The organism is Bartonella sp. HY406 (assembly GCF_025449315.1).
Taxonomy (GTDB): domain Bacteria; phylum Pseudomonadota; class Alphaproteobacteria; order Rhizobiales; family Rhizobiaceae; genus HY038.
Window position 1 is genome coordinate 2,162,685 of the sequence record NZ_CP104893.1, and the last position, 23,514, is coordinate 2,186,198.

The window sequence follows — 23,514 nt, forward strand, 5'->3', positions numbered from 1 at the left end:
AACTACTCCTCGATATCAACACCGTCAAAAGCGTGCGACCCCATAGGATCCATGATATAGTTTTTAACCTTGTTGGACATTGGCATAAATACGGTTGAATTGGCAATAACTAGCCATGGAGCCTCTTTATTAAAGAGTTCTTGCGCTTCTTCATAAATTTTAACACGCTCATCATGATCCGTAGTCGTGCGACCACGTTGTATCAGATCATCAAAATCCTTATTACACCAACGCGCATAATTATTAGTGCCAACACCAGCACAGGAGTTTAATACTCCCATAAAATTATCAGGGTCACCATTATCACCGATCCAACCCATCATAAAAGCACCATCGCGCCCCTTATCATTGCCCGCCTTTAGGTATTCCCCCCATTCCATCGAAACAATTTCACTTTTGATACCAACCTTAGCATAATCTGCCTGAATAAGCTCAGCAGTTCTACGACCATTTGGCATATAAGGACGCGATATTGGCATTGCCCAAATCTTCATTGAAAGATCCTTGACGCCGGCTTTATCAAGCATCTTTTTTGCTTCTTCGGGATTATATTCATCCGGCCTAATATTTTTGTTAAAACCCCACATTGTTGGTGGAATTGGATTTTGTGCAACTTGACCTGCACCACCAAACACAGCATCAACAATAGCTTGCTTATTGACTGCTTTATTCAAAGCTTGGCGCACCTCTATTTTATTAAAAGGTGCTTCTTCAGTATTATAGGCAAGATAGGCAATATTAAGCCCAGCTTGTTCTTGTACAATTAGATTTTTATCAGCCTTTAAATCAGGCAAATCATTAGGATTGGGATAAGAGGCAATTTGGCATTCATTTGCCTTAAGCTTTTGCATACGAACAGATGGATCAAGAGTGATTGCAAATACCAAATTATCAATAGGTTGTTTGCCTTGGAAATAGTCAGGATTTGCTTTAAAGCGGATAACAGCATCCTTTTGATAGCCAACAAAGATAAATGGCCCTGTACCAACCGGTTGTTGATTCATCAATTCCATTTTACCTTCTTTTTCAAGCTTATCACCATATTCCTTGGAATAAATAACTGCGAAGGGCATGGCCATATTAGCAAGAAATGGGGCTTCAGGCCTGTTTAAAGTAAAACGCACCGTATAATCATCAATTTTGTCGATGGATTTGAACAATGTGTTCATTTCCATACTTTCAAAATATTGCCACGATACGCCAGGGGTATAATTATGCCATGGATTATCCTTCTTCCATTGCCTCTCAAAAGAGAAAATAACATCATCGGCATTAAAGTTACGGCTTGGGGTAAAATAGCTGGTTGTATGAAACTTAACACCCTTAGTTAGATGAAATGTATAGGTTAATCCGTCATCAGAAATGTCCCATCTTTCCGCAAGGCCAGATTTGATATTGCTAGTGCCTTTAACAAAATCAACTAATTTATTAAAAACTGGTCGACTACTTGCATCAAAAGTTGTACCAGATGTATAAAGCGCTGGATCAAAACCTTCAGGCGAAGCTTCAGAGCAATAAACCAAGGTTTTAGCTGACACAGTGGTGGCTAACCCACAAAAAGCTGTGGCAATAATAGCGGTGCGAATAAGTTTATTTATCATCATTGCGCATTCCTTCCCAAAAACTGCGGTCTCAACGATTATCACGCTGCAAAATTACAAAAACAGCAAGCAAATTTTTTGCGTTTAAACATCAAATAGCGAATATTTTTATGAATGATAGAAGTATCTAAATTAAAAAAAGCGGGTGAAAATCACCCGCTTTAACAATTTTAAATTACCAATATCATTCTTCAATATCAACATTTTCAAAACGATGAAGCCCTAGCGGGTCCATAACATAGTTTTTAACATTTTTGGACATTGGCATAAAGACAGTAGAATTAGCAATGACGAGCCATGGTGCCTCTCTATTAAACACCTCTTGTGCTTCTTCATAAAGCTTTATCCGCTCATCATGATTATTACTGATGCGAGCTTTTAAAATGATATCTTCAAACTCCTTATTGCACCAACGCGCATAATTATTGGTACCAATACCGACACAAGAATTAAGCACCCCCATGAAATTATCAGGATCGCCATTGTCGCCTGTCCAGCCCATAATCATGGCACCATCGCGCCCCTTATCATTGCCCGCTTTTAGATATTCCCCCCATTCCATCGACACAATATCAGCTTTTACACCAATATGAGCAAAATCTGACTGAATGAGTTCGGCGGCGCGCCGAGCATTAGGCATATAAGGGCGCGAAACTGGCATCGCCCAGATTTTCATTGAAAGATCTTTTACCCCGGCTTCTGCAAGCACTTTTTTGGCTTCATCAGGATTATATTGGTCTGGTTTAATAGCTTTATTATACCCCCACATTGTTGGCGGGATTGGATTTTGTGCAACCTGCCCTGCACCACCAAAAACTGCATTAACAATACTTTGCTTATTAACTGCCATGTTTAAAGCGCGGCGCACTTCCGCTTTATCAAAAGGCGCTTCTTCAGTATTATAGGCAAGATAAGCAACGTTAAGACCCGCTTGCTCTTGTACATTGAGATTTTTATCTGCTTTTAATTCAGCAACATCATTGGGGTTGGGATATGATGCAATATGACATTCACCAGCTTTTAATTTTTGCATACGAACTGATGGATCAAGAGTGATCGCAAAAACTAAATTATCAACGGCTGGTTTACCACGATAATAATCAGGGTTTGCCTTATAGCGAATAACCGCATCTTTTTGATAGCCAACAAAAATAAATGGCCCTGTGCCAACCGGTTGCTGGTTCATCAGCTCCATCTTACCATCTTTTTGCAATTTATCGGCATATTCTTTTGAAACAATCGACGCAAAATCCATAGCCATATTAGCAAGGAATGGTGCTTCAGGTCGCGTTAAAGTAATTTTTACAGTATAATCATCAACCTTTTCAACTGATTTTAAAAGTTTGCCCATATCCATACTATCAAAATATTGCCAAAGGATACCCGGCGTATAACTAAACCAAGGGTTATCTGTTTTCCATTGCCTTTCAAAAGAAAACACCACATCGTCAGCATTCATATCGCGACTAGGGGTAAAATATTTGGTCGTTTGGAACTTTACACCTTTACGCAGATGAAATGTATAAGTTAAGCCGTCATCCGAAATATCCCAGCTTTCAGCCAAACCAGCCTCAGTATTGCTAGTGCCAACCACAAATTCAAGCAAACGACTATAGGATGCACGTCCTGCAGCATCAAATGTTGTACCAGATGTATAGGCGGAAGGATCAAAGCCTTCAGGCGATGCCTCTGAGCAATAAACAAGAGTTTTAGCTGAAGCACCGACAATGCCAGCTAATACCGATGCAGCTAAAGCCGTTGCCATTAAAGTAGATTTCAAAATTTTCATAATATACCTCCCTGCGCGGTCAGTTGGGAATAACATGGCTTATTAACGTTATTTTATATGGTTCCAAAACTTGGAACCCAATGTAAATATATAGGTATCTTAAGGTAAATGAATTTTAGGTAACTTGTAAAGCGTTCATTTTATATATTAAGGGGGCGCTTTTGCTCAGCATTTTCGTTAAAGTTTTCTGCCATGAGCCATTTTAAATATTTTTGTCGCAAATCAGACCAATCCCGATCTATAATGGAAAACCAAGCGGTATCGCGATTTTGTCCCTTAACGACCATATGTTGGCGAAACAAGCCTTCATATTGAAAACCAAAGCGGAGGGCTGCCTTTTTAGAAGGCTCGTTATTATTGTTACACTTCCATTCTAAACGTCTAAAATTTAATGCAAAAACATAATCAGCAACTAGAAAAAATGCCTCGGTAGCTATGCGGCTGCGTTTTATAGCATCGCCCCAAAGGATATGGCCGATTTCAATAATGCCATTATCCAAATCCATGCGCATAAGGGCAAAGCGCCCTTCTGCACGATTGGTTCTTTTATCAATCACCGCAAAAAATTGGAGATTAACATTATTTATGGCATTTGCCATCCAGCACTTAAATTCTTCAATATCAATAGGTGGAAGTTCTGCTAAATATAAGAAACGCTCTTCAGCCAACCCATTTTTTGAAGCCGCAAATAAATCACTCAAGTGCGCAGCTATTGAAAGCGGGACCAAGCGGACATATTGCCCTTCGATTATCTTTTGCTCAGGAGCTGTACAGCCATTCCACGCCAATTTTTCAACCATCACACCCCCGCTTAGCAGCCAATAGTAAAAAAGCTATTTTCCGTTGATATATTGATCTATTTAAATCGATATTAAGATTTAGCGCACCAAAATAGGCGTACCAACAGGAACACGAGCATAAAGATCAATAATATCTTGATTAATTAAGCGAATACAACCTGATGACATAGATTTACCAATAGACCACCATTCTGGCGAACCATGAATACGATAGCCAGTATCGTTGCCATTTTGGTAAATATATAATGCGCGCGCTCCCAATGGGTTAGTTGGCCCCGGCTGCATACCATTTCTATATTGCACAAGCTCCGGTTGGCGTTTTATCATTTCGGCAGGTGGTGTCCAAACAGGCCATTCGCGCTTATATTGTACTTTAGCACGCCCTGACCAACTAAAGCCAGCACGCCCAACACCAACGCCATAACGGATAGCATCACCGCCATTTTGAGTAAAATAAAGAAAATAGTTTTTTGCATCAACAACAATCGTCCCGGGTCCCTCACCCGTTGTATTAGGGACAATTTGGCGACGGTATTGGCGAGGTATTTGGTCATAAGGGATGGCTTGCAACTGGAAACCACGTTCGTTAACGGCTGCATACATAGTATCAGAAGATGTTACCCTAGCATCAACGCTAATTGGTGGCCTCATGGCATTGCCACCATTAGGGCCAATGATTGCACTCGTCGTAGTTGTATCAATGGCGGGCAAAAAGCGGTCCATTGTACATCCAGCAAGACCACTCATCATAAAAAGACCGGTGCCTTTTAACATTAGTCGTCGATTTTGTAACGAACGTTCATTGGTCATGATACAACCTTCAAGTAATAAAACCTATTTGAGAAAAATAAAATGACAAGACAACCCATCCTACCAATGTATTTTCTCCCAAAACTTAAGACCTTATTTAACGCTAGCAATATTGAAAAAACGTTAACCCCAAAAACTCATTTACAAAGCGCAATATTGTAAAGATAGAAATAACAATATTAAAACATAAGCCAAACACATCAATGTGGCATCATCATTTTTGTAGTTTTCAAAAAAAATACAAAAAGGCGCTGTAAATCACCTAGATTTACAGCGCCTTTAAAAAACAGCAAAGTAGCGGTATTTATCCCCTGATTGCCCGACCAAAAGCAATAAGGACACATGCACCAACAAAACCAGCGATAAGATAGCCAAGCCAGCCATAAAAGCTAACACCAAACCAACCAAGTACAAGGCTTGCAAGTGCGGCACCGACTATACCTAAAATGATATTGAGAATAATACCGCCGCCACTATTCATGAACATTTGCGCGAACCAGCCCGCAAGACCACCAACAATTATGCTTGCAAAAAAACCTAAGCCCATGAGTTCATCTCCTTTATGAATGACGATTAAAAAAATTCTTTGTAATATTGCAGTCAGAAACTTTGAAAACAAATCTCTCTTATTATAAATGGCGAGAACTCAAAAAAGTTCCTCCAATAATTATTATATAAGATTCAAAACATGAAAAACAAATTTTTAAAATAATTTTCAAAGCATTTCGTGTAAATTTTTGTAAACTACCAACCTAATAATGTTATTATAAGATAGCATCACCATCAGTTAAAATAAACAATAAACACCTAGCAATATTAATACGAATTTAATTCAGATACAAATACTAGAAGGATAAAATAGCACTTTCAAACGTATCAATGTTAAATGGCTTTTTAAATTTTTGTTATAACAAAATTAGCTTATTTCTAAACATAACAAGAACCCAAACGGTTCATCAATTACATTAATAAGGAATTGCCGGCATTTGATTATATATACTTTAAACATAAAATTCACTTTACACATTATTGTAAAAATGCCTTAAATTATAAGAATGCCTTAAATTTCATTTAAAAGGATAGTGCAATGGTAGTCGACCTTACCCCTTCCCCAATCAGAAAAATCAAAACAGATAATCCTATAACCTTAGCACTTGCTATCAAAGGTTCACTTAACGATGCTGATATTGAAAATCTCTATGGCCTCATGGAAGCTAAAGCGACATTGCATGAAAAATTCAATATAATCGTTATTTTTTATGGAACTGATGAGGTTGAATGGTCGGCTTTATTTAAACCCGATGCACTTTCCATGAACAAGGAATTGCATGATAAAATCGATCGATACGCTGTAGTTGGTGGACCAAGCTATATGTCTTTTACAACCAAATTTTTAAGTCCATTTTTGGCTCCCAATTTTCGTTGGTTTGCGGCAGATGATGTTAACGCTGCATGGGATTTTGTTAAAAGCAAACCGGTAGAGAATGAAGAATAAAATGTAAAATCCACCTTAAACCAATGCAAGCAATTGTGCATAAAGAAAATCTTTCGCACTGCCAATTGCTTGCGAAAGACTGTCTCCTGATGCCATATAACAGGCAATAGCTGTTGACAAAGTGCAGCCGGTACCACGCCTTAGCACCGCTAAACGTGGTTGTGAAAACGTGATAACATCTTCGTTTGTAACAAGGTAATCTCTTGCTTCCAAACCATCAAGGTGGCCACCCTTTACTAAAATTGCTTTAACGCCTTTATGCAAAAGTTGTTTTGCTTGCTTAATAGCATAGTCATCACTTGGTGCCGGCTTGTCACCTAACAAAGTTGCGAGTTCACTTATATTTGGAGTTAAAATATCGATGTAAGGCAAAAGCCTTGCGGTTATCGCCTCAACAAGGTTTTCTCTGCTTAAGGGGCCACCAGAGCTTGCAACCAAAACAGGGTCAAAAATAATTGGCGTTTTAGCTATACAAGCAAGCTGATTTTGTAAAACAACACTGTTTTCAACTGTCGCTACCATGCCAATTTTTACTGCAGCTATTGGATTCGCAATCTTTGCAGCTTCAATCTGCTGCTCCAATAGTAAAGATTGCATTGGTTCAAAAGCAATAACACCTTGATTGGTTTGAGCTGTAACTGCGGTTATTGCCACCGATGATTTACACAATAAATGGTTTGCTGTCTCTATATCACGAACAACCCCTGCACCGCCCGATGAATCGCTACCAGCGATAATAAGTACATTAGGCAAAGTCATGCACGCCACTTGGCTGTATGGCTTAACCACTCCTGTACCCGCGTTTCAGGTGAAGGGTTTAAAGTGATATCAGTTACCACTGCTGCACTGTCACAGCCTGCTGCAAAAACACCACTAAGCCGATCAACATTTAAACCACCAATAGCAACAAGTGGCAATTGACCTATTATTTGCCGCCATTTACCCAATTTTTCAAGACCTTGCGGTGCCCATTTCATTTTTTTCAATATAGTTGGATAAATTGGCCCCAAAGCAATATAATCGGGCTTTTGCGCAAGTGCAGTGGCAAGTTCATCCTCATCATGGGTCGATAAACCTAATTTTAAACCATGGCTGCGAATAGCATCGACATTAGCAACGCTTAAATCTTCTTGCCCTAAATGCACAAAATCGCATTGTTCTTCAATTGCTAATTGCCAATAATCATTAATAATAAGTTGGCAATCATGCTTTTGGCAAATCACCTTTGACCTTTGAATATGTCGGCGAATAACATCATCGGGTTGATTTTTCATGCGCAATTGAACCACTTTAATACCAAGCGGAACAACGCGCTCTAACCAATCGGCACTGTCAAAAATGGGATAAAAAGGATCTAATCTCATGAAAATACCGCCTGTCCGATAACTGGTGTTGAGGGGGCTGCGAAATCACGCGGCTCTAAAAATTGTGCTTCAAAGGCTTGTTTTCCAGCTTCAATAGCAAGCTTAAACGCATAAGCCATTTTAACTGGATCACCGGCTTTAGCGACAGCCGTATTGAGCAATACCGCATCAAAGCCAAGTTCCATAACAATGGCCGCATGAGATGGCCTGCCAATGCCTGCATCAACAATCAACGGAACATCATTAAAATGTGCCCGCATAGCGCGTAAACCATCACAATCGCGCGGTCCTTTTGCCGAACCAATGGGTGCGCACCAAGGCATAAGCACCTTACAGCCAGCTTCAAGCAGCTTTTCACCAACAATGAGATCATCGGTTGTATAAGGAAAGACCTTAAAACCATCATCACTTAAAATTTGTGCTGCTTCTACAAGAGCGAAAACATTAGGCTGCAAAGTGTCTTGATTGCCGATAACTTCAAGCTTCACCCAATCTGTTTTAAACAAATCTCGTGCCATTTTTGCTGTAGTTACAGCCTCTTTTACCGAATAACAACCCGCAGTATTTGGTAAAACCTTAACACCAAGATCGCGAATTAACTGCCAAAACTGACCGCCTTGACTACCACCAGCTGTTTCTCGGCGAAGCGAAACAGTGACAATATCTGTTTGTGACTGGCGCACTGCTTCAGCCAAGATAGTAGGTGATGGATATTGTGCGCTACCCAAAAGCAAATGCGACGTTACATCTTCTCCATAAAGCGTTAACATATCAACCTCCCTGCATAGGACTTAAGACTTCAATACGGTCGTTTTCGTTAATGAGACATAAAGCACGTTCATTTGCGCTTACAAACTCACTATTTTGGGCAGTCGCTAACCACTCGCCCTCGAAACCTTGTTCATTCAAAAGCTCTGCTAGATATTGCACTTTTGTTTCAACTCTATTGCCATTGATAAAAACTTGCATGAACTACTCCAATTAAATCAGCGACGCGTTAAAATATTTGTGATAAATGTCTACCAAGCCCTATAGAGGACTTTAAATATAAAATAATCAATCAGGGCAAAGCTTATCGGTAACGCGGCGCGCCATTTCAGGTGATAATAAAAATCCGTGACGATAAAAGCCATTTATATAAAAATGGCGATTACCCTCTTGTGTCATTCGTGGAAAATTATCGGCATAGGCTGGCCGCACGCCAACTCCGGTTTCAATTATTTCCGCTTCTGCAAAGGCAGGATGCAATGTGTAGGCAGCATTCAAAAGCTCCATCATTGAGCGAGCGCTGATTGGACCATCATAATCGCTTTCAATCATTGTTGCACCAATCATGAAAGTATGGTCACTACGTGGTACAATATACAGCGGAATGCGCGGATGTAATAGTCTAACGGGTCTTGTTATATGGACATCTGGGCAGCGCACTAAAAGCATCTCACCACGAACACCGCGTAAATCCTTATCGACACCTAAGCGCGCAATGCCAGTTGCATCGATAATGACATCATAATCCTCAGTTTCTTCTTCATTTTGCAAAGGAGCAATAAAGGAAGCCCCTCCTTGAATTAGTTTATCTTGCAAACCTTGCAACGCTTTACGTGGGTCTATGTCTGCTTCTTCAGCAAAAAATAAAGCTTTTTTAAACCGTCCTGCAAGATCTGGTTCAAGCTCAGCGATCATAGCTTCATCAACCAAAACATGACGGGTGGTGCGCTGTGCAAAACGATTAAGTTCGCCTTGATCGCGTTGTGGTGCCAAGACAAGTGTACCATTATGTTGCACTAAATCAGGAAGGCTTTCAGCCCACCAACCCATTGCTTGCCGCCCTAAATCCTCAACTATTTGCTCCGCACTTTCGCGCTCGCAATAAGGTGCCAACATGCCGCCGGCATACCAACTTGCCGAATGGGAGAAACTATCAAGAGGCGCAGAAACTGTGATATCAGCGCCTTTTAAGAAGAGTTGATAAGCTGCAACCAATCCGCCAACGCCAGCACCTTTAATAAGCACTTTCATACTGGTTCCTTTCTATTTCTAAACCGCTTTATGCTGATATAAACACCCAACGCACAAAACACAGAGCCAGTGTTTTGATGACAAAACGAAAGATAGAAAAATAGAATTGGAAACACAAAGTTTAAAGGAGCTACTGCTCATTCTACCATCCCTCCGCCAGCATAATCTGGATCAGGTTCTATGGGTCATTGCGCCGCTTTAAATAAACCAGCAATATCTCAGCTCCTTGACAGAGCTCCCCAGGTGAAATTATTCAATATTTAAAAGATATATCAATTAACCCAACATAAAACAAGTTTTATGTTGAGCTTTCTTTTGCTGGACCAGGCAAGAATGCCATAAGGCAAAAAAACAACCAACCAAAAATCATCGTCATACCGCCAATAGGCGCTGCATAGGAAAACAAACGAATACCCCATGTTTGACGAAATAATAAATCCCCCACAAAAAGCGTGACACCAAGCACAATAAGTGCGCCACTAAGACGCGTAAACATTGATCTTTTATCAGCTAAAGCCAAAGCCACTAATAAAATACCGTGACCAAGCAAAATAGGCGCGACAGTCCCATAATTGCTTTGCGAAACATGGGAGGCCGCCGCGTAAGAAGCCATACCAGCTGCCCCAAAAACACCACCGGCAAAACAAAATATCCGGTTTGAGATACGTACCATCATAGGCATTCACCTTTTTCACAAGCTTTTATTGCTGGCCTTAAAGCCTCTACGAAAATATCGATAATATGATCGGGAGCCGTACTTACTCTAATCAAATGATCAAGCCCAGGCACTGCAGGCTTGCGAATAAACACGCCACGATTTTGCAACTCAATCAAAAGATTATTCGCAAACACATTTCCCCTTTGGCAATCCATTGTAACGAAATTAGTCGCTGAAGCCAAAGGAATAAAGCCAACCTCCAAAGCAATAGCATGCAAACGGCGACGTGAAGCAATGATATTACTTATAGCGCTATGTAAATAGACTTGATCTTCTAATGCAGCAACAGCGGCTTTTTGGGTTAAAATAGATAATGAAAAATGATCACGGATTTTGTCAAAACCACTCAATAAATGTTTATCACCGATGACATAGCCGCAACGCATTCCCGCGAGGCCATAAGCTTTTGAAAAAGTTCGGACCCGCAAAACATTAGGCCGTAATGGAAGCATAGGAGGTAACGTACCGTGAGGCACAGTTTCCCCATATGCTTCATCAAGCACTAAAAGAATGTTTTCAGGTATTGCTGCCATAAACTGCTCTAACTCACAACTCTCATGCCATGAGCCAAGAGGATTATCGGGATTAGCAAGATAGATTATTTTTGCGTTATTTGCTTTGGCAGCCTCTAGTAGCGCATGCAAGTCAGAATGATAGTCGCGGTATGGTACACTAATAACTAAACCGCCATAAGCAGTCACATGGTAATTAAAAGTTGGGTAACCACCAAGACAGTTAATTACTTTATCACCCTTGCCGACAAATTGACGAACAATAAGTCCCAACAGGGTATCCGCACCCGCATCAATTGCAATATTTTCAAGTTCAACATCATAGAAATTAGCTAATTTTTGCCGAATTTCATAATTAGTAGGATCACTATAATGCCAAATATCAGCAATCCCATTGGCAATGGCATTTAAAACAGATGGAGCCGGCCCGAATCCATTTTCATTTGCGCCAATGCGTGCCAAAAAATTATGACCACTCTGGCGTTCTAGTGTTTCAGGCCCAACAAAAGGCACAGCAAGGGGAATATTATCAATCTGCGGCAATATTTTGGGATAAGACATATTGGTAAAAACCCGTTTAAAAGAATATTGGATCAATATCATGAAAACCAATTTTTCAAAATATTATTGACTTCACGTCTCGTTGATCAAGAACAAAAGATATTTATAAATGAAAGTTTATTTGAAGCATATCGACAAAACAACAAAAACCTTCAAAACTGCGAGTGTTCTAGGCACCCAACTTAACCAACCGAACAAAATTGTATGTGCAATTAGTCCAGTGCAATAACTAACAATAAAACCAAGCCAATACCAATAGACATGAAAAAACCCGGCAGCGAAGCTACCGGGTTAATTCTAACCAATCCTAAATTAGGATTAGAATGAACGCTGAAGGCGAACCATACCTTGGAATGCACTCTGGCCTTTCATGCTGTCACGAACGCCGAGAGAAGTTACATTGTTATTAATGTCATACATTGTTGCATAACCGTAGTTATTGTCCCACTTGATGTATGTAATTTCAGGAGTAATTGTTAAACCTGGAACGATCTGATGAGAAATATTTGCAGTCGCAGAGAATGTACGTGCTGCTTCATAAGCAACCTGGAAGTTGAAGCTAGTTGCAGGGGTGAACTTGTATGAACCACCGCCCCAAACAGCCCAATCGCCACCCCAATCACCATAGATTGAGTTAACTTGACGATAAACACCAAGATGATCAAGCTGAGCAATACCAGCGTTGTTCAAAGAAGCGCGGTAACCAGTACCAACGAGACCATAAGTATTGTCATCGTAGTAATAGTCATCCATTGACTTGTAGCCGCCCATTACCCACAATGAGAACTGATCGGTTACATTGATATCGGCGCGGATTTTACCTGCCCACTCTTCGTTGCGTGCGTCATATGCAGCAACAGCTGAAAGAGAACCCCAACCCTGAGCGAATTTCAAGCCACCTACAACGTGTGGTGCGTAATCATCAATCTGCTGACCAAGCACGCGCTCACGATACCAAATATCATAATCAGCTACGCCAGCTGTATTGTAATGACGACGGTAACGTTCGCCATAATTATCGCCATCAGAATTACCTTGCTCAACACCCAAAATAGCTGAGAAGCCATTGCCTGCATTGAAAGTATAGCTGATTACGTTAGTACGGCTATATGCAAGTGGATTCAATACGTCATCATTGATAACCTTACCGAAGTAACCTGTCCAATGATTGAAAATTGATTCATCCATACCTACGCGGAGACCACCAAGTTCGATATAAGCGAAACGAAGTTGTGTTTGATCTTTTGCATTGGCATATTCAGCGCCACCCTGCCATTGTGAGCGAAGCTCAACAAATGTGCGAAGTGTACCAAGTTCAGTTTCTGAAGCTGTGTGGAAACGAAGAGTTGCACGTGTACGCCATGCATAAGTATCACGATCGATACCACCGCGTTGACGAGCATAAACGTTGTCACCGCCCTTGATGTCAGCGCGAACATAACCTGAAATACGCATGCAAGTTTCTGTACCAGGAATGTAATAGTAGCCTGCGCCATAAGTGTCGCAAACGCGTACATATTCTACTGGCTCTGGATCTGCAACAACGGCTACAACTGCGTCAGCTGCTTTTGCACCAGATACTGCAACAAGTGCTGCAGCGGAGCCGAGAAGAAGGCTCTTAATGTTCATAGTATGACCTCCAGTCAAAGTTTCACATAGGTCGGGGCAATTTAAAAATTGTGAGAGTAGGCTCCCGATCCCCTTAACCGAAAAAGTCGCCCCGAAGCGCTCCTTCTTCTTAGCTTGAACATACAGCCTAGATTTTTTGTTACAACCAATAATTGCTATTTGGAACGGTTGTTAAAACAGTAAAGGTCAGCTTGTTGCAAAAAAGTCACGAAATTGTCATGAAAGCGGAAATTTGCTCTTATTTTGTTAGGAAAGGATTAATATTTAGCCGAACTTATTGGGGATAGCACTTTTCATAAGGACTAATTGCCCAGTAAGCGACTCGAATTTGATAAAGACTTTTTGAAAGCCTGCAGCCAATACGCCTTGATTATAGATCAATTAAATTTAAAATGATTCTAGATAAAACTAGCGTCAAATATACTTAAATTAAAAAAAATGTGATTTTTGTTAAATAGTGCTTGCACTCATATAAAATAATGTTTATTGCAACCACATCTCACGGAGAGATGGCCGAGTGGTCGAAGGCGCTCCCCTGCTAAGGGAGTAGGGCTCAAAAGGCTCTCATGGGTTCGAATCCCATTCTCTCCGCCAGATACTTTCCAATTTTAATAAAAAACATTCCCCTTTATTTTATGACATGAATTTTCTAGCTAAAAATCATTTTGGGCAATTTATTTGCTGTCATGTTGATATTTTTCAAGATAAATCCTGCTAAATCTGACTATTAAAATGCCAATCTCAGATTTGGCCTTGCACATTATTTCTAATGCAAGGGATAGCGAGACCAAACAGAATTGGGATCATGAAGCATATTATCGCAGTTTTTGATATATTCTTCAATTCCCCATAGATTTCGGGCATAGTTTCATCATCAAAATCAAACCAAAAAGCCCGACCAAATAAAAAAGCATCGGCAAACTCTTTCCAATTGCTATAATGATAGCGTGTCATAGATAATGCTGTACTACAACTTTCCCAAGCTTTATCCTCATCCACATATTCTAATGCTAAAGCATTGCGGGTAATACCAAAAAGGCGAGCCATATCCCATGCCATAATTGATTTAACCGGCGGCAACTGCAACCGTCTTAAAAGATCACTTTCTAAAAGTGTAATTAGCTTTTCATAATATGCCACAAGCCTTCACTATTTTCGAGCTTTGAAAAATATTCCACATCCTCGTTCATTCTTTCTATGGTAGGATTTTTATTCATCGCAATGGCGCGCTCAGTTACCATATCAAAATAATATCGATGACCGTCATGTAACAACCAACCAGAAATATCCTCAAAGCTTTCGCCATCAACTATGCCCCAAGCTGATTTCAAAGCGCTTTTTAGTCTTCTTTTTAATTCTATTGCGGCCAGTTACTGGCGCTCCTCAACACGACCTTCACTATAAGGCGCATTAACCGCCATGGTTGTTATTTGGTCCTTTGTTAAAGGAGGTTTATCTCGCCTAGCATGTGAAAAGAATATTTTTTAAAAAAAGACGATAATATTCTCTAGCCTTCAAAGACGGAACTAAACCAAAATGTTAAATACCAGATAATATACTCCGTTCATTTTAAACCTAAAACTCACGGAGTATATTACGACGACTATCGTTCGCCTTTTTACGAATGCAAAAGGCAAATGAAATTATAAAATTAAGGATTAATCACGTAAAAGATCGTTGATTGATGTTTTAGAACGGGTTTTTTCATCAACACGTTTAACAATGACCGCACAATAAAGGCTTGGCACTGGTTTACCATCGCCAAGATCTTTACCTGGTAAGCTACCCGAAACAACAACCGAATAAGGTGGCACTTCACCATAGAAAATTTCACCTGTTGCGCGATCAACAATTTTAGTGGATTTGCCGATATAAACGCCCATACCAAGAACGGCACCTTCGCGGATGATACAGCCTTCAACCACTTCAGAGCGCGCGCCAATAAAGCAATTATCTTCAATAATTGTTGGACCTGCCTGCAATGGCTCCAATACACCGCCAATACCAACACCGCCAGAAAGGTGGACATTTTTACCAATTTGCGCGCATGAACCAACGGTTGCCCAAGTATCAACCATGGTACCTTCACCAACATGAGCGCCAAGATTGACAAAGGATGGCATTAAAATAACATTAGGTGCAATATAAGCAGAATGACGCACGATCGCATTAGGAACAGCGCGGAAGGCTGCTTGTTTAAACTGTTCTTCGCCCCAACCATGAAATTTTGATGGCACCTTATCCCACCATGATGAACCATCAGGGCCACCTTTAATAAGTGCCATAGGGTTTAACCGGAAAGAAAGTAAAACAGCCTTTTTAGCCCATTGATTAACATGCCATTTGCCATTATCACGGCGTTCTGCCACCCGTAACTCACCCTTGTCCAAAAGGCTAAGCACATGCTCGACGCTATCACGCACTTCACCTTTTGTATCGGTTGAAATAGAATCGCGTGTATCAAAGGCTTGCTCAATAAGTACTTCCAACGCATGATAATTTGCTTGCGTCATAAAAATCTCCATTACTGATGTTAAAAAACTTTAAACCCATTAAGCATATTATTTGCAAAACGTATAGGCAGCAACTACGGGCAATACGTATTGATACGATAAAATGTTACTTGAACCTAAAAATAAGAATGAAAGACAAGCAATGCTTCCTGAAGAAAAAGAAGGTTGGACCCCGTTTCCCCATTCGAATGATGATGCCGCAGTTATCCATAAAGTTCCGATCACACCGCAAACACAATCACCCGCTTATCGCCTTGCCTATACGGATGAAGACTTTTTAATGCGCCGCGAAATGCGATCCGTGCGCTTAGGCCTTGAAATGATGAAGCCGGAAATCACTTTAAGTGAGCGCGGCATTCGCTCAACGGTTGTGCTTTTTGGAGGTGCGCGTATTCCAGCACCCGGCCAAGATGCATGGGCGGCTAAAAACGACATTCAGCGGAAAAATCTTGAACTTGCCTCCCGCTATTATGACGAAGCCCGGCATTTCGCCCGCCTTTGCTCGCAATATTCGGCCACGACTTACCACCGCGAATTTGTCATTGTGACCGGTGGCGGACCGGGTGTGATGGAAGCGGGCAACCGCGGTGCAGATGATGTAGGTGCACCAAGTATTGGCCTAAATATTGTTTTACCTCATGAGCAAGCACCAAATCCTTATGTAACGCCCGATCTTTGTTTTAATTTCCATTATTTTGCCATTCGCAAAATGCATTTTTTGATTCGTGCCAAGGCTTTGACAATTTTTCCAGGCGGCTTTGGAACTCTCGACGAATTATTCGAAACCCTAACTCTTATTCAAACTGGGCGAATGGAACGCGTGCCTGTGATCTTATTTGGCAAAGAGTTTTGGCAAAAATCCATCAATGTTGAATTTTTAGCCGAACAAGGTACGATTTCACCGGATGATTTAAATCTCTTAACCTATGTTGACACCGCGCAAGAAGGCTGGGATAAAATCCGCAGTTTTTATGATTTAAAAAGCCCTGTTTAAACAATGATAAGAATTCTAATTCAAATCATAATATTAAAAAGGCTTTGCTAGAAAAACGAGCAAAGCCTTTATTTTTAAATTTTTGTTTGCAAGGCAAAATATTAAACATTGACTGCGGTTGTTACGCTACTCTTAATGGGTCTCATAAACAAACCGAGACACATAATAGATACAGCGCTCCCACCTATTAAAGCAGCAAAATAACCAAAATAATTTGTAACTACATTGGGAATAAGCACAAGTAGAATACCGCCATGAGGGGCACTCAAACTTGTACCCAAGCCATAAGCAAGTGCACCAGCGAATGCAGAACCTAACATAAGGGATGGTATAACCCGAAACGGATCGCGAGCAGCAGTCGGTATTGCGGCCTCACTGATAAAGACCAACCCTAAAATAAACGTTGCAACTCGTGAATTTTGCTCTTCATCGGTAAAGCGATTTGGAAAAATAATTGATGCACAAGCTAATGCTATCGGCGGTGTCATACCTGCAATCATTGCCGCAGCAATAGGCCCACCAATCCCTTGAGCTATTAAAGCGACCGACGACGCATAAGCCGCTTTATTAACTGGACCACCAAAGTCAAACGCCATCATAGCACCAATAATAAGTCCTACCAATGCAGCATTTGCTCCACCTAAACTTTTTAGCCAAGCTTCAAGCCCATGATTAATTTGTGCAACTGGATCACCTGCTACATAAATCATGATTAGGGCGACAAAGGCGGTTGCTATCGGCGGGATAATTAAAACTGGCATTAATCCAGATAGACTAAGCGGCAATTTAATAAATTTGATCATTGCCAATACAAAATAGCCAGCTAAAAATCCTGCAATAATTCCTCCTAAAAAGCCCGCGCCAATTTCTTGAGCGAAAAGACCGCCGATTAATCCAGGTGCAAGACCTGGTCTATCAGCGATAGAAAAGGCTATATAGCCGGCAAGAATAGGAACCATGAGAGCAAAGGCTTTTTGCGCACCAATAATAAAAATTGTATGCGCAAAACCACTACTTTCTTTATCAACACCAATACCGCCAATAGCAAAGGCGAATGCTATAAGTAACCCACCTGCCACCACAAAAGGCAACATGAAAGAAACACCTGTCATCAAATGCTTATAAACACCTGCACCTTTAGCATTTTGTTGCGTATTATCTTCTTCTGCAGCTTGATTGGATTGAAGCTTAGCTTTGTTAGCTGCTTCCTTGATATAATCAGTTCCTTTATTAATGGCTACTTTTGTACCGCTTGCATAGACAGGTTTGCCAGCAAAGCGCGAACGATCAACCTCTCGATCAGCTGCAATAATAACAAGATCAGCATCTTTAATTTCGTCTGCCGTTAAGGGAGTACCAGCACCAACAGAACCTTGTGTTTCAACTCGGATGTTAATACCAAGTTCTTTACCACTATCAAGCAAAGCATCGGCTGCCATAAAAGTATGGGCAATACCAGTTGGACATGACGTGATGGCTACAATATTTTTTATTCCACCAAGATTGTCTTTGCCTGCGTCATCACTCTCTTTTTTATCTGACTTCTCTATTTTTGAAGCGCCTTTGCCATTAGCAAACCGCGCTAATATTGCAGATGCATCATTTAAGACATCATCAAGCTCAATATTATAAACATCCCCACCATTAAAACGTGCGGCATAGTCACTATTATCAAGCGGTTCAGCGGTATCGCTCACAACCAACAAAATATCATCTTTGTCACGAGCAACGGGGATACGCAAAGCCTGTCCTTTAGGACTGATTGATATCTCGACCTCCAATTTTGCTGCAAGTGCGGCAGCAGATAAGGCTTCCCGCGCCAAGACATCAAGGACCTGATTGCCCTGTTCTTCAATTACTATAAAGAGTTTCATCTTATCCCTCCCGCCATTTTAACGGCAGTTAATATTCTTTATGACGGAGCGTGGTCAGATTAAAGATACAAATAATATTGCAACACGGCACCAATATTCTTGCTTCTTCATATTAAATCCCACACTTTTACAAAATCCGACAAGTAACCTCACGAGAAAACTGCGAAATCACCGAGCGTTCAGGTAAATCAGCACCAGTAAGCATTAATTTGCCTGCTGCGAAAGCTGTAGCAAGGCGTGCAGTTGCCTCTAAATCAGCATGGTCGACTAAACTTGCAACAATACCCGCCACCATAGCGTCACCTGCACCTACGGTGCTTGCTATATTTTCTATTTTGATTGATGCGTGAATTGCACCATGGCGCGAAATAAATAACGCACCTTCACTGCCCATGGATATCACAACCAAACTAACACCACTTTGCTGTAATTTAAATCCTTCAGCCAGAATTTCATCCATGCTACTTAATTTATATCCAGCCCATTCACTCAACTCAGCAATATTGGGCTTTACAACCATTGGTAAATATGGAGCAGACAAAACAGCATTGAGAGCCGCGCCTGAACAATCAACAATACTAAAATGATGACGAGCATGCTGTGCCGCGACAAGGTCTGCATAAATATCTTGCGGGCAACTTGGCGGCAAACTACCGGCTAGCACAAGATAACCAGTATTTTCTTCGTGAAGTTTTGTATTAAGCTGATTTAACTCGAGCTTACCGGGAGCAAGTCCTGGTAAATTAATATCGGTTGTTTCATTTGGCGTTAAAATTTTGACATTTGTGCGTGTTGCACCTTTAAGCCGAATAAACCGATCATCAACATGACGTGCTGCGAAAAAATTTTCAAAAATGGTAAGGTTTTCATCGCCTAAAAATCCTGTCGCAGCAACGGGAATGCTATAAGCACCAAGGCATGCAGCAACATTAATACCTTTGCCACCTGCATCATAACGCACTGAAGTTGCACGATGAACATTACCAATTGTCAGATCATCAAGATAGACAGTTTCATCGATTGCTGGATTTAAAGTAAGGGTCATTATGGAACTGGTCATTATTTATTATCCTGCACAGTTTTTTTATCTAATGCGCGCACTTCTTTTGCGGTTTTAAGTTGAAGAGCATTTTGGGCGCGTTGGCGCATTTGTGTTAGGCTTTCTGTTCGAAAGCGTGCTTTAACCGCGGGAATATCACGCGGTGTCATCGAAAGTTCGGTAACGCCAAGTCCTGCGAGCAATGTTGCCCCATAAGCATCGCCTGCAATACCGCCACATACTCCCACCCAACGATCATATTTTTTCGCGCCCTTAACTGTTAGATCAATCATGCGTAAAACCGATGGATGCAAACTATCTGCCGAGGCTGCAAGATCAGGATTTTGCCGATCCACCGCCAATGTATATTGGGTAAGATCATTTGTTCCAATGGAAAAGAAATCTACATGCTCGGCAAGAACATCTGCCATAATAGCTGCAGCTGGAACTTCAATCATAATCCCAAGAGGCACACTAGGTGCGCCAATAGATTGACGAATTTCTTCTGCCCGTTCTTTTAAAGCCAAAACTTCATCAAGCGACATAATCATTGGAAACATTATGGATAAATTGCCACCATCTTTAGCTGCCCGATATAATGCTCGCAGTTGCGGATAAAGAAGATCTGGCCGTCGCAATAATAAACGTGCGCCGCGCACGCCTAAAAACGGATTTTCTTCATGGGGTAAATCGAGATGCGCCACCTGTTTATCGCCGCCAATATCTAGCGCACGGACAATAAGTGGCTTATCGCCTAAAGCATCAAGCATAGCCCGATAGGTTGCATATTGCTCATCCTCATCAGGAGTATCACCGCGCTCTAAAAATAAAAATTCTGTTCGCATAAGTCCAACGCCTTCGGCGCCTTGCGAAAGAGCAAGCGGTACTTGCTCAGGCTGATTAATATTAGCAGCAATATCAATTGTATAATCATCAAGCGTTGTCGCTGGAAGTCCCCGCTCGGCCTTTTGCTTTTCCTGCTCTTTTGCAATTTTTTCAATTTCAGCTTTTGCGGCATTTTGATCAACACTATCAGGATCGAACCAAACACCGCCGCCATTGCCATCAATAATTGCAAATTGCCCATCTCGTGCATCAAGCAGCGAGGGACCAGCTGCAACAACAGCAGGCAAGCCAAGCGTACGTGCAAGAATTGCAGTGTGAGACGTTGGACCACCTAAAGCTGTTGCTATTGCAATGACACGGCCGGGGACAAGCCCTGCAGTGTCTGACGGCGACAAATCATCAGCAATGATAATCACGCCACCTTCTGGAAGATCACTTAATGAGCCGGTGGCAAGAGCTGGATCGATTTGCCCAAGCACACGGCGACCAACATCTAACAAATCAGCTGAACGCGCGGCAAGCAATGGATTGCTAGAGGACTTCAGGCGTTCGGCCGTTTCATGGATAGCCTTTGACCAAGACCAAGCAACGCCATGCCCTTCAACCATATGACGGCACGTTGCAGCAATTAGGCTTTCATCATCAAGCAATTCACTTTGTGCTGAAAAAATTGCAGCATCATTGGCACCCAAACGCCTCGTTACATCATCAACCAGCGCTTTCATTTGAGCGCGCGTTGTTTCAATTGCATGTTGAAGGATTGGACCGCCTTGCGCTATACTTACTGGAATATCTGCAACCTCAACATTTTGGCTACTTACTTTATAAACCGCACCTATTGCCAAGCCCGGACTAGCGCTAACACCAATTATCGGAGTTTTTCCTGATGGCGGCACCCAGTTGGTCATTGCCTGTTCAGCTTTTTTAAGTGCTGCTTTTTCTGCGGCTTGCTTTTCTGAGGCAGTTAAACCTTTTACCGCCTTGATAAAGGTTTGCAAATCTTGGCGTGCATTATCTGCTCCATCATCATCGGCTGCTGAAAAAACAACTATATCACCAGCTTTGGCATTGAGTTCAAGTAAGGACACCAAGCTTTTAATATCTGAAATGACATTGCCATTGCGTGCCTGCAATTTTGTTTTAGATGCTCGTGCCGCATCAATCCAAACTGATGCTGGCCGCGCATGAAGACCGTTTGGATAATCAACCGACCATTCTTCACAAATGGCATAATCTTTAACTGGGGCAAGATTTGCAGCAGCTTCATCTTGTGCGCCATCATTACCGTTAAAAACTGCCTCAACAACATCATGCTTATCATTGGTTTTGATAAGCTTTTCTAAAACGATCGGCTTTCGCAACAATTTTGTCAATTGGCGTAATGTATTGAGGTGGCCTTCCCCTTTAGCCGCGATGCCAAAAATAAGATAGGCCACCTCACCATTTCCCCAATCAACCCCCTTGGGAACTTGTAAAACAGCAACCGCGTCCTCTTTAACCAGATCCTTATCCTCAACCATGCCATGAGGAATTGCAACGCCGGAACCTAGCCAGGTATTAGCAACGTTTTCACGTCCCAACATAGAGTTGACATATCCCTCATCCACTGCGCCAGCATCAATCAATAATTTGCCGACCGCTTCAATTGCCGAATTTTTGTCAATGACATCGCTACCAAGTTGAATGAGTTTTTCTTTTGAGGAAGTGCTGTTTAAAGCCATTGCATAATCCTAAATTAAAATTTAAGGTGCATTGAGTGAAAACGTTTTCTTACCTAATGTCAAGTCGATTATATTTCAGGTAATAAAAAACGAATAAATTGCAAATTAATAAACATATTATTCCAAAATCCTTAGAATAGCCTTATATAGACGATCCTACTAAAGTTCTTTCTGCTTTAACTAGAAATTTGAATATAAAATATGATGGAATATCAGTGGTAAAATCTTGCTCTAAAACAATTAGCATCAAAGATGTAGCTAAAGCTGCTGGCGTTTCAACGGCAACCGTTTCGCGCACCCTTGCCAATGGCAAGGTCAGTGATGATATGCGCGAAAAGGTTGAAACTGCCATTTTGAAAACTGGCTATCGGCCTAATTTGGCGGCACGGCGATTACGCTCGCGGCAAAACAAAACAATAGGATTGATTGTTGCCGATATTCGCAACCCTTTTTTTACCAATATTGCTCGCTTTATTGAAAAGGCAGTAGAAAAAGAGGGCTTTCGTATTATTTTATGTAATACGGATGAAAATACTGAGCGTGAAAAAGAACATTTATCGCAAATGATTGAAGAACGGGTTGCAGGTGTTATCCTTGCTTCAACACCTGAAGGCCTTAGCAATCTTGATAATTGGCCAACCTCTATTCCCTTAGTCTTGATTGACCGAACCCTCCCACATGCTAAATTTGACCAAGTAAAAATCGACAATGAAAATGCAAGCCATGAAATGATTCGACATATGGTTAAAAATGGCAGAAAAAAAATTCTTTGTCTTTATAGCGAAAATAGCATTACTGGTCTTGCCCGCAAAAACGGCTATGAAATAGCGATTCAAGAGATGGGGTTGGCTGCCAGTAGCCAAGCCATTGCCCATGGCTCATCCCTTTCCCAGATTGCAGCTATTTTTGAAAAGTTCACTGATATTGACGGCGTGTTTATCAGCAATGGTGTTTTAGCCTTGCGCGTTTGCACAGCCTTGTTGCAAGCAAAAATTTCTATTCCACAACAATTATCCGTTGCAACATTTGATGATGAGCCATGGGCAGCTCTCATCGCTGGCGGACTTAGCGTTATCGACCAACCCAAAGAAGCTATTGCTCAACAAGCGGTACGGCTATTATTTCAGCGCATGGAAAAACCTGAAATAGATCCTGAATTGGTAGTATTAGCTGGTCAGCCAATTTTTAGGAACTCTACTCAAAATTATTAAAGATTAATGAGGTTCCCA

General features: G+C 41.3%; 22 protein-coding genes, 1 tRNA gene and 1 riboswitch. Of the genes, 4 read left to right on the plus strand and 19 right to left on the minus strand.

The annotated features are described in order from the left end of the window. Positions 1-2 precede the first annotated feature (2 nt). The 5 genes from N6B01_RS09200 to N6B01_RS09220 form a co-directional block, all read right to left on the minus strand. On the minus strand, positions 3-1,604 hold the full coding sequence (locus N6B01_RS09200; RefSeq protein ID WP_262078396.1) for an ABC transporter substrate-binding protein: 1,602 nt from the start codon (positions 1,602-1,604) through the stop codon (positions 3-5). Positions 1,605-1,785: 181 nt separating this feature from the next. Beyond that, positions 1,786-3,390, minus strand: a complete 1,605-nt coding sequence (locus tag N6B01_RS09205; protein ID WP_262078397.1) for an ABC transporter substrate-binding protein — start codon at positions 3,388-3,390, stop codon at positions 1,786-1,788. Between the two features lie 140 nt (positions 3,391-3,530). Continuing rightward, positions 3,531-4,190, minus strand: coding sequence for a GNAT family N-acetyltransferase (locus tag N6B01_RS09210; protein WP_262078398.1), 660 nt, complete (start codon positions 4,188-4,190; stop codon positions 3,531-3,533). 78 nt (positions 4,191-4,268) lie between these two features. Next, entirely contained in the window at positions 4,269-5,000 is a 732-nt protein-coding gene (locus N6B01_RS09215; protein ID WP_182417481.1) for a L,D-transpeptidase, read from the minus strand. A 304-nt stretch (positions 5,001-5,304) separates the two neighbouring features. Then, entirely contained in the window at positions 5,305-5,547 is a 243-nt protein-coding gene (locus N6B01_RS09220; RefSeq protein WP_182417482.1) for a GlsB/YeaQ/YmgE family stress response membrane protein, read from the minus strand. A 540-nt stretch (positions 5,548-6,087) separates the two neighbouring features. Between N6B01_RS09220 and N6B01_RS09225 the strand changes: the two genes are divergently transcribed. After that, positions 6,088-6,495, plus strand: a complete 408-nt coding sequence (locus N6B01_RS09225; RefSeq protein WP_262078399.1) for a SpoIIAA family protein — start codon at positions 6,088-6,090, stop codon at positions 6,493-6,495. Between the two features lie 15 nt (positions 6,496-6,510). Here the strand turns inward: N6B01_RS09225 and N6B01_RS09230 are convergent, their stop codons facing one another. From N6B01_RS09230 to N6B01_RS09265, 8 genes are all read right to left on the minus strand, one after another. Continuing rightward, entirely contained in the window at positions 6,511-7,254 is a 744-nt protein-coding gene (locus tag N6B01_RS09230; protein ID WP_262078400.1) for a hydroxymethylpyrimidine/phosphomethylpyrimidine kinase, read from the minus strand. After that, positions 7,251-7,859, minus strand: a complete 609-nt coding sequence (locus tag N6B01_RS09235; RefSeq protein WP_262078401.1) for a thiamine phosphate synthase — start codon at positions 7,857-7,859, stop codon at positions 7,251-7,253. The genes N6B01_RS09230 and N6B01_RS09235 overlap by 4 nt, the downstream gene beginning before the upstream one ends. Beyond that, entirely contained in the window at positions 7,856-8,629 is a 774-nt protein-coding gene (locus tag N6B01_RS09240; RefSeq protein WP_262078402.1) for a thiazole synthase, read from the minus strand. Before N6B01_RS09240 ends, N6B01_RS09235 begins: the two co-directional genes overlap by 4 nt. 1 nt (position 8,630) lies before the next feature. Continuing rightward, positions 8,631-8,828, minus strand: a complete 198-nt coding sequence (thiS, locus tag N6B01_RS09245) for a sulfur carrier protein ThiS (protein WP_262078403.1) — start codon at positions 8,826-8,828, stop codon at positions 8,631-8,633. Positions 8,829-8,915: 87 nt separating this feature from the next. Further along, positions 8,916-9,878 (minus strand): glycine oxidase ThiO, encoded by a 963-nt coding sequence (gene thiO, locus N6B01_RS09250; protein ID WP_262078404.1) that lies wholly within the window; start codon positions 9,876-9,878, stop codon positions 8,916-8,918. Between the two features lie 130 nt (positions 9,879-10,008). After that, positions 10,009-10,130, minus strand: a riboswitch (TPP riboswitch). A 46-nt stretch (positions 10,131-10,176) separates the two neighbouring features. Continuing rightward, entirely contained in the window at positions 10,177-10,554 is a 378-nt protein-coding gene (locus tag N6B01_RS09255) for a DUF423 domain-containing protein (RefSeq protein ID WP_262078405.1), read from the minus strand. Further along, positions 10,551-11,669: an aminotransferase class I/II-fold pyridoxal phosphate-dependent enzyme gene (locus N6B01_RS09260; protein ID WP_262078406.1), complete on the minus strand. Its 1,119-nt coding sequence runs from the start codon at positions 11,667-11,669 to the stop codon at positions 10,551-10,553. Before N6B01_RS09260 ends, N6B01_RS09255 begins: the two co-directional genes overlap by 4 nt. A gap of 318 nt (positions 11,670-11,987) precedes the next feature. Beyond that, positions 11,988-13,298 carry a porin gene (locus N6B01_RS09265; protein WP_262078407.1) on the minus strand — a complete coding sequence of 437 codons (1,311 nt, stop codon included), beginning with the start codon at positions 13,296-13,298 and terminating at the stop codon, positions 11,988-11,990. 503 nt (positions 13,299-13,801) lie between these two features. On the opposite strand from N6B01_RS09265, the gene N6B01_RS09270 reads away from it, so the two are divergent. Further along, positions 13,802-13,892, plus strand: a tRNA-Ser gene (locus N6B01_RS09270). Positions 13,893-14,039: 147 nt separating this feature from the next. On the opposite strand, the gene N6B01_RS09275 is transcribed toward N6B01_RS09270, so the two are convergent. The 3 genes from N6B01_RS09275 to dapD all read right to left on the minus strand — a co-directional run bounded on the left by N6B01_RS09275 (position 14,040) and on the right by dapD (position 15,811). Further along, entirely contained in the window at positions 14,040-14,438 is a 399-nt protein-coding gene (locus tag N6B01_RS09275; RefSeq protein WP_262078408.1) for a DUF1266 domain-containing protein, read from the minus strand. Beyond that, positions 14,417-14,629 carry a DUF1266 domain-containing protein gene (locus N6B01_RS09280; RefSeq protein WP_262078409.1) on the minus strand — a complete coding sequence of 71 codons (213 nt, stop codon included), beginning with the start codon at positions 14,627-14,629 and terminating at the stop codon, positions 14,417-14,419. Before N6B01_RS09280 ends, N6B01_RS09275 begins: the two co-directional genes overlap by 22 nt. A 327-nt stretch (positions 14,630-14,956) precedes the next feature. After that, the gene (dapD, locus tag N6B01_RS09285) at positions 14,957-15,811 is read right to left on the minus strand and encodes a 2,3,4,5-tetrahydropyridine-2,6-dicarboxylate N-succinyltransferase (RefSeq protein ID WP_262078410.1); all 855 of its coding nucleotides are present in this window, start codon (positions 15,809-15,811) and stop codon (positions 14,957-14,959) included. Positions 15,812-15,953: 142 nt separating this feature from the next. Here dapD and N6B01_RS09290 point away from each other — a divergent pair, with 142 nt between their 5' ends. Beyond that, complete coding sequence (locus N6B01_RS09290; protein WP_262080632.1) at positions 15,954-16,805, plus strand: LOG family protein; 852 nt, start codon at positions 15,954-15,956, stop codon at positions 16,803-16,805. Between the two features lie 101 nt (positions 16,806-16,906). On the opposite strand, the gene N6B01_RS09295 is transcribed toward N6B01_RS09290, so the two are convergent. From N6B01_RS09295 to ptsP, 3 genes are all read right to left on the minus strand, one after another. Continuing rightward, the gene (locus N6B01_RS09295; protein WP_262078411.1) at positions 16,907-18,679 is read right to left on the minus strand and encodes a PTS fructose transporter subunit IIC; all 1,773 of its coding nucleotides are present in this window, start codon (positions 18,677-18,679) and stop codon (positions 16,907-16,909) included. A 127-nt stretch (positions 18,680-18,806) separates the two neighbouring features. Further along, positions 18,807-19,739: a 1-phosphofructokinase family hexose kinase gene (locus N6B01_RS09300; protein WP_262078412.1), complete on the minus strand. Its 933-nt coding sequence runs from the start codon at positions 19,737-19,739 to the stop codon at positions 18,807-18,809. Beyond that, entirely contained in the window at positions 19,739-22,285 is a 2,547-nt protein-coding gene (gene ptsP / locus N6B01_RS09305; protein ID WP_262078413.1) for a phosphoenolpyruvate--protein phosphotransferase, read from the minus strand. The genes N6B01_RS09300 and ptsP overlap by 1 nt, the downstream gene beginning before the upstream one ends. A gap of 215 nt (positions 22,286-22,500) precedes the next feature. Here ptsP and N6B01_RS09310 point away from each other — a divergent pair, with 215 nt between their 5' ends. Continuing rightward, positions 22,501-23,496 (plus strand): LacI family DNA-binding transcriptional regulator, encoded by a 996-nt coding sequence (locus N6B01_RS09310; RefSeq protein ID WP_262078414.1) that lies wholly within the window; start codon positions 22,501-22,503, stop codon positions 23,494-23,496. Positions 23,497-23,514: the final 18 nt, after the last annotated feature.